Annotated in this window: 6 protein-coding genes; 4 read left to right on the plus strand and 2 right to left on the minus strand. The window is 42.7% G+C overall.

The window, feature by feature from the left end; genetic code table 11:
• Window positions 1-51: 51 nt before the first annotated feature.
• Window positions 52-2,730 carry a pyruvate, phosphate dikinase gene (gene ppdK, locus VFM80_RS03100; protein WP_395069447.1) on the minus strand — a complete coding sequence of 893 codons (2,679 nt, stop codon included), beginning with the start codon at window positions 2,728-2,730 and terminating at the stop codon, window positions 52-54.
• A 181-nt stretch (window positions 2,731-2,911) separates the two neighbouring features.
• Between ppdK and VFM80_RS03105 the strand changes: the two genes are divergently transcribed.
• A complete protein-coding gene (locus VFM80_RS03105; RefSeq protein ID WP_395069449.1) occupies window positions 2,912-4,135 on the plus strand; it encodes an IS256 family transposase in 1,224 nt (407 codons plus the stop codon).
• A gap of 139 nt (window positions 4,136-4,274) precedes the next feature.
• Here VFM80_RS03105 and VFM80_RS03110 read toward each other — a convergent pair whose 3' ends face one another.
• Window positions 4,275-4,613: a hypothetical protein gene (locus VFM80_RS03110; RefSeq protein WP_395069451.1), complete on the minus strand. Its 339-nt coding sequence runs from the start codon at window positions 4,611-4,613 to the stop codon at window positions 4,275-4,277.
• A 114-nt stretch (window positions 4,614-4,727) separates the two neighbouring features.
• Here VFM80_RS03110 and VFM80_RS03115 point away from each other — a divergent pair, with 114 nt between their 5' ends.
• The 3 genes from VFM80_RS03115 to VFM80_RS03125 form a co-directional block, all read left to right on the plus strand.
• On the plus strand, window positions 4,728-5,036 hold the full coding sequence (locus tag VFM80_RS03115; protein WP_395069453.1) for a hypothetical protein: 309 nt from the start codon (window positions 4,728-4,730) through the stop codon (window positions 5,034-5,036).
• 74 nt (window positions 5,037-5,110) lie between these two features.
• Entirely contained in the window at window positions 5,111-5,581 is a 471-nt protein-coding gene (locus VFM80_RS03120) for a hypothetical protein (RefSeq protein WP_395069455.1), read from the plus strand.
• Window positions 5,582-7,486: TonB-dependent receptor (locus VFM80_RS03125; RefSeq protein ID WP_395069457.1), on the plus strand; the 1,905-nt coding region annotated here is incomplete at its 3' end.

Here is a 7,486-nt window from a genome sequence, read left to right on the forward strand (position 1 = left end):
GCAGACAAAGTGTTAGCCTTGCCTGCCTAAGCAACTGTTTAAAATGGAATATCAGGCTTCCAGAGCCTTCGGAGCTTCCTGCACTTGTGCAGTGTCTTCTTGCTTTCTTAGGGTTGCCTGAGCTGAAGCCAAATGTGCAACAGGAACTCTAAACGGGGAGCATGATACATAGTCCAAGCCTGTTTCATAGGCGAAATCAATGCTGCTTGGGTCTCCTCCATGTTCACCGCAGATACCTACTTTAAGATCAGGATTGGTCATTCTGCCCAGCCGTGTTCCGGCCTGAACAAACTGTCCTACTCCTTCTTTATCCAATACCTGGAATGGATCATGCTTCAACATTCCGCTTTCGATATATGCAGGAAGGAATTTAACGGCATCATCACGACTAAAACCATAAGTAAGCTGTGTCAGGTCGTTAGTTCCAAATGAAAAGAAGTCTGCTTCTTCTGCAATTTGATCAGCCAAAATTGCGGCACGTGGGATCTCGATCATGGTTCCAACCATATAATCCAGGTTCTCCCCTGCTTCGGAAAGTATCTCTTGGGCAATTCGGTCCACAATTTCCCTCTGATTTCTAAACTCCTCAATACTTCCCACCAAAGGGATCATGATCTCAGGCAGTACCACTTTCCCCTGTTTTACCAGCTCGATAGCAGCTTCTATGATAGCCCTGGTTTGCATTTCAGTGATCTCCGGATAGGTAATACCCAGCCGGCAGCCTCGGTGACCCAGCATCGGATTAAATTCCTTGAGCTGATTCACTTTATTCGCCAGCATCTCAGAACTCACTCCAAGTTCTTCTGCCACTTTTATGATCTCCTCTTTTTCCTGTGGAAGGAATTCATGAAGCGGCGGATCAAGCAAACGGATAGTTACAGGCAATCCTTCCATCTCTTGAAAGATCTCAATGAAATCTTGTTTTTGAAACGGAAGTAAATTACCAAGTGCTTCTACTCGCTCTTTTTTAGAATTTGCGATGATCATTTTCCGCATAAAATTGACTCTTCCCGGCTTAAAGAACATATGTTCGGTACGGGCAAGCCCAATTCCTACTGCTCCGTATGATCGTGCTGCAGCAGCATCTTCCGGAGTTTCCGCGTTGCCACGCACTTTCATCTCTTCAACCACTTCCACCCAACTCATGAACGTATGGTATTCCTTACCAAAAACAGGTTCTGTTAATTCTTTTTGGCCCAACATCACCTGACCGGTGTTACCATTCAGTGAGATCCAATCCCCCTCTTTCACGGTAACATCACCATTGGTGAACGATCGGTTTTTATAGTTGATCACGATATCACCGCAACCGGCTACACAAGGTTTCCCCCATCCACGAGCTACTACGGCAGCATGACTTGTCATCCCTCCCCTGGAAGTTAAAATACCTTCAGCTGAGGACATTCCGCCTACATCTTCCGGACTGGTTTCAATGCGAACCAAAATAACCGGCTCTTCAGATTCTTCTGCTTTTTTGGAATCAAATACTACTTTTCCGACGGCAGCACCTGGTGAAGCCGGTAATCCTTTGCCAAGCAGGGTGCATTGTTTAGATTCCTCTTCTTTGAATTGCGGATGTAATAATTGCTCAATATGCTGAGGATCAACCAGGTCCCTAATAGCTTCTTTTTGGGATAAAACTCCTTCATTAACCAGATCCACAGCAATTTTAACAGCTGCTGTTCCGGTACGTTTTCCGTTGCGGGTTTGAAGGATGTACAATTTCCCGTCTTCTATGGTAAATTCAATATCCTGCATGTTTTTATAGTGAGCTTCTAATTTGCTTGTATAATTTAGCAGCTCTCTGTAGATCTCAGGATTTTTTTTCTCCAATTCTGCAATAGGGCTCGGAGTTCGGATTCCCGCTACCACATCTTCCCCTTGGGCATTAATTAAAAACTCACCATACAGCTTGGGTTCTCCCGTAGAAGGGTTACGTGTAAAGCATACCCCGGTTCCACTGGTTTCACCCATATTGCCAAATACCATAGCCTGTACACTCACTGCGGTTCCTATCAATCCATGGATGTTACTTATTTGCCGGTATTTGATGGCCCGCGTGCTGTTCCAGGAATTGAATACTGCATTTACTGCAAACCTGAGCTGCTCCAAAGGGTCGTCGGGAAACATATGTCCAGTTTCTTTCCGGTAGATAGCTTTGTAACGATCTGTAAGTTCACGAAGATCTTTTGCGGTAAGTTCAACATCCTGCTTAACATTCACTTCTTTTTTAAGCTTTTCGATGGCTTCTTCAAACAGGTCATGGCCTACACCCATTACTACATTTCCAAACATGTCGATGAAGCGGCGGTAACTGTCGTAAGCAAAACGTTCGTTATTGGTCTTTTTTATGATGGCTTCCACCACTTTGTCGTTGATACCAAGATTTAAGATCGTATCCATCATCCCCGGCATAGAAACAGCCGCACCGGATCGGACTGAGATAAGCAACGGATCTTTATCATCCCCAAGTCTTTGTCCCATTTCGGCTTCAATGTGCCTGACCCCATCAAGCACTTGTTCAAAAAGGCTTTCAGGCCATGCCATCTGATTATCGATGGTACTTTTACATGCTTCGGTTGAAATGGTAAAACCCGAGGGAACCGGGATACCAATACTGCTCATCTCGGCTAAATTTGCTCCTTTACCACCCAACAGGTGCTTCATAGACCTGTCTCCGTCCGTGTTCACATTACCGAAGCGATAGACATATTTGATAGGAAAAACCATAACAGAACCTCTCTTTAATAAGTTAAAAAAAAATGAGCACTAGACTTACATATTGAGAGTCCAAAATGAGAACTACACTCTAGTATGCATAATGAATATGAAGTATTTGTGTAGCCCGGAAAAGCATTCTAGTGACTATGCGAGACTGTTCAATTAAGTGTGTCATAACTAAATTAGACACATGAAAAATACGAAAACCAACCAACACCTGAATGCTTTGGTAAAAGAATTATCGGAGCAATTAACCCAGGGTAAGCCCTTGACCGGACAGGATGGGGTGTTTACGCCCCTGCTCAAACGCGTGATTGAGGCGAGTCTGGAAGGCGAGATGGATGCTCACCTGAACGATCAGAAAGGCTCTAATCGTCGTAATGGCCGTGGAAATAAGCAAGTACAAAGCTCATTGGGCGGATTTGAGGTGTTTACCCCTCGCGACCGTGAGGGCAGTTTTACTCCGCAAACTCTCAAGAAACGCCAGCGCCGTATAACCAGTGATATTGACGCAAAGATCCTTTCACTTTATAGCCGTGGGATGAGTTACCGTGATATCCAAGCTCATTTGACCGATATGTATGGAGTAGAGGTAAGCGCGGGCACATTAAGCGCCATAACCGACCGTATTTTACCGGAGATCCTGGACTGGCAGGCTCGTCCCTTGGATTCGGTATATCCGGTGATGTGGCTGGATGCCATGCATTTTAAAGTACGCGAACACGGTAAGGTCGTAAGTAAGGCTGTATACTCGGTGTTGGCAGTGAATACCGAAGGCATTAAGCAGGTATTAGGTATCTACTTTGGGGATATCGAATCCTCAAGTTTTTGGCGGAGCGTCCTCCACGAGTTACAAACGCGTGGGGTCAAGGACATCTTTGTGGCCTGTATCGATAATCTAGCCGGATTTGGTGATGCCATTGAAGATCTGTTTCCCCGTACTGACGTACAATTGTGCCTGGTGCATCAAATGCGTAACAGTCTCAAATATGTCAACTACAAAGACTATAAAGCGGTAAGCAGAGATCTACGCTCTGTTTATGCGGCCCTTAATGAATCAGCTGCCCGGCAGTATTTGGAGCAAGCCGAAGATAAGTGGGGATCAAAATACAAAGTGATCTTCCGTAGCTGGCACAAAAACTGGGATCGGTTGACCAACTTTTATAAGTATCCACCAGCACTTCGACGGGTTATTTATACCAACAATCCAATTGAGAGCTATCACCGGATGGTTCGTAAAGTAACCAAGACGAAAGGGGCATTTAGCAATGAGAATGCCATTGTTAAACAAATCTACCTGGCCACTATCAACGCCCAAACCAAATGGAGTGGAGCGATGTTTGGATGGTCCTCGGTTCGCCGAGATTTAGTAGATTACTTTGAAGACAGATTTTTAACCCCTGACACACTTTAATGAACACTCCCGACTATGCTAAGCGATAAAATAAATCTTGTATTTACCTTAACAGTCAAATTCTCTCTGTTTTTCCATTTTACATTACTTTATAGTACTTCATGTTTTTCTATAATCAAAAACCGTGCCCTAATATTATTTATTCTTCTTTCTCTTCTTTTATACTCGATCTAACTTTCTTTAAAGTAGAATAGGCCCCATAAATAATCAACAAAATTACAACCCCATACACCCACCAAGGTACATTTCGACCCACAATTATCAAATACAGGTAGGCTGAAATAAAAAAGAAAGTAGCCATGAGGACAGGTAAGACAATTGATTTACCATTGCGATAATTTTTCACTAACCAGCCTATACTCAGTGTAAAAAAGGGAATGGCGCCTACATAAATACTTCCGAAAATAATAGGGTTTACACCGTATTCTTCTCCAAGCCCCATAAACCATGAAGTAAATACTTCGATAATTTCAGCCATAAATTTTCAAATTTTTTAAAAAAGTGTAATAACTTGAAACAATATTATAATAATGAACCGATTATTAACGATACTTGTTCATATTCTTGACGAGTTTAAATTTATATTTATTACGTGAGATCATTTAAGAATAATATATCAGTATTCTTTCTTTTGCTTGCGGTAGCCGGCACTATGCTTTCCATGCTGCACTATCACAGCGATGGATTGGAATGCTTAAGTCATGCTGAACACCAGCATATCACAGAAAATGATCTTCTCTGTCCTGTTTCCGGTATCGTTGCTGTTACCGGATTTGAGACTCAGCCTGCCTTAGATGGCATTTTGAAGTTTCATTATACCGTAGTTGACAGAGCTCCTCTTTATTTATCTGCCCAACCATTTGTACCCCTCCTGGGCCGTGCCCCCCCCACATTGATTTAAATAAACATCCATCTTTACAGCCTGATAATCAGGCTTATCAAAACTATTTATTAATTTATTTAAATCATTTTACCATGAAAAAAGTAAACCTTTTATCAGTGGCCAAGGCCATATTAACTTTTGTATTATTTGCCGGAATTTTGAATGCATGCTCCAATTCAACTTCTTCCGGGGAAGAAGAACACGAACCCGTTGGCTTTGTTATTTATGAAGGCAATACGGAATTAGTCTCACAAAATATTAGTGGAGAAGTTAATGGCAATTTAACTGTTGAAACAAACTCTTCCACTACTTTCAGAGTTGCTTTTATCGATGTGGATGGCGAAGTATTCACTCCCGATAAAGCCGAACACAGCCTTCAATTTCAAACTGTAGATGGAAGTGGTAGTTTTTCTATTACTCAGGAAAATGCAAATGAACCTTTTCTATTCGCCATTACGGGTGAATCCGGAGGCAATAGCAGTTTAACCTTTCAGTTGCTTCACGTTGGAGCTGTCGAGTTTGAATCAGCTACTGTACCAGTAACTATAACTTCTTCCAACTAAGTGAAGAGTTTTATAACCATTATTCTGTTATCACTGGTTTCAATTACTGGTAATATACCGGCTTTGGGCCAGGATAACAGTTTTACTATAAGCGGACAGGTTGTTAACAGCGAGACTTCAGAAGGCATTTCTTTTGCCTATTTGCATATTGAAGAGCTTAACCGAACTTCAACGACTGATGTTGACGGGAATTTTGAATTACTAAATATCCCAACCGGTACATTCACATTGACCATACATCGTATTGGGTTTCGAACCCAATCACGAATCATTACCATTGAGGAGAATTTAGCGGACTTTAAGATTCAGCTTTCGCCAACCGTATTAAGTACTCAGTCTATAGAGGTGGTGGGAGAAAAAGATGAGCTTGATGGTTCCGGATTAGAACACGCTTCTAAAAATGTATTTGGGAATGAATTAAGACGGAATTTAGGATCTACCCTTTCCCAGACACTTTCCAATCTGCCCGGCTTTGATCAGCGGACAAATGGCTCTGCCCCCGGCAGACCTGTTATCCGTGGGCTTGGGGGTGAACGCGTAGTTATACTTCAGGATGGTATGAGCACGGGAGATATTTCAGCTCAATCCTCCGACCACGCCGTAACAACCGATCCTTCTTCAGCAGATGAAATTGAAATTGCCCGCGGCCCTGCTGCTTTAGCTTATGGTTCCAATGCTATTGGAGGCGTTATCAATATTGTTAAAAATCAGATCTCTACCACCTTGCCCTCTAAAGTGAATGGTTCCTTTTCTGCAAGTGGAGAAACTGTGAATCGCGGTGGCTCCGGAGCTTTAAGCGTGCAGGCTCCCTATAAAAACTTCGCTTTCCAGGTGGATCTTAGTGGTCGCATCGCCAAAAATACTCGTACTCCGCTTGGACCAATAAAAAACACTTTCTTCCAAACAACCAATGATGGTATCGGTATCAGTTATATTCAACCTTGGGGATACATAGGTGCTTCGGGCACGCTTTATAAAAGCAATTATGGAATCCCACCCGACCCAAACGGCCATACTCAGGGTGTGGACATCGAAATGAACAAACTTCAGTACGATTTAAAATCAGAAGTTATATTAAAGGATAATTTCTTTAAAGTGCTGGATACTGAATTATCTTATAAAGATTATAACCACAAAGAAATTGAAGGCGAAAATGCTCTTGGTCAGCCTGTTGTAGGCACCGAATTTGATCTTTTAACCACCAATTTTAACGTAAGAGCCAAACACCGCGGACTTGGATTTATTGATCGGGGATCTATAGGAATAACAACCGAATATGAAGATTATGAAGTATTCGGAGCAGGTACCCCTCCTTCACAAAGTGTAAAAGCAGGTGCTTACCTGATTGAAGAAGCTGACTTCAATGCCCTCCACCTTGAGGCGGGATTACGTTTCGATTTCGTGAAGAATATTACCGATGAAACCGGACTATTTTATCCGGTGGGTGTGAGCGAAGGTATTATTGATTCCAGCTTTTACAAAAATCGGACTTTTACCGCTCTCGCATCTTCCTTTGCCGCTATATATCAATTAGGGGGTGGATTTTCGGCCGGTGGAAGCTTTATTCATTCATTCCGAGCTCCCTCTCTGGAAGAATTATATTCGGAAGGGCCTCATCTCGCCTCTTATTCTTTTGAGATCGGGAATCCCGATCTAGACCCCGAACGTGCTTTGGGAAAAGAAGTCTTCATCCGGTTTAACCAAGAAACGCTGTATGCCAACTTCACTGTTTTCCATAACGACTTCAGTAATTATTTGTATGCACGAAATACTGGACGACAACATATCGGACGCTCCCTACAAGACTATCAATTCGTAGGTACCGAAGCCGTACTGTACGGCGCTGAGCTTTCAGGTGAAATTCAATTTCTGAAGCATTTTGTATTTGATGCGTCAATGAGCTAC

The sequence above is a fragment of the Gracilimonas sp. genome (assembly GCF_035704785.1).
GTDB lineage: Bacteria > Bacteroidota > Rhodothermia > Balneolales > Balneolaceae > Gracilimonas.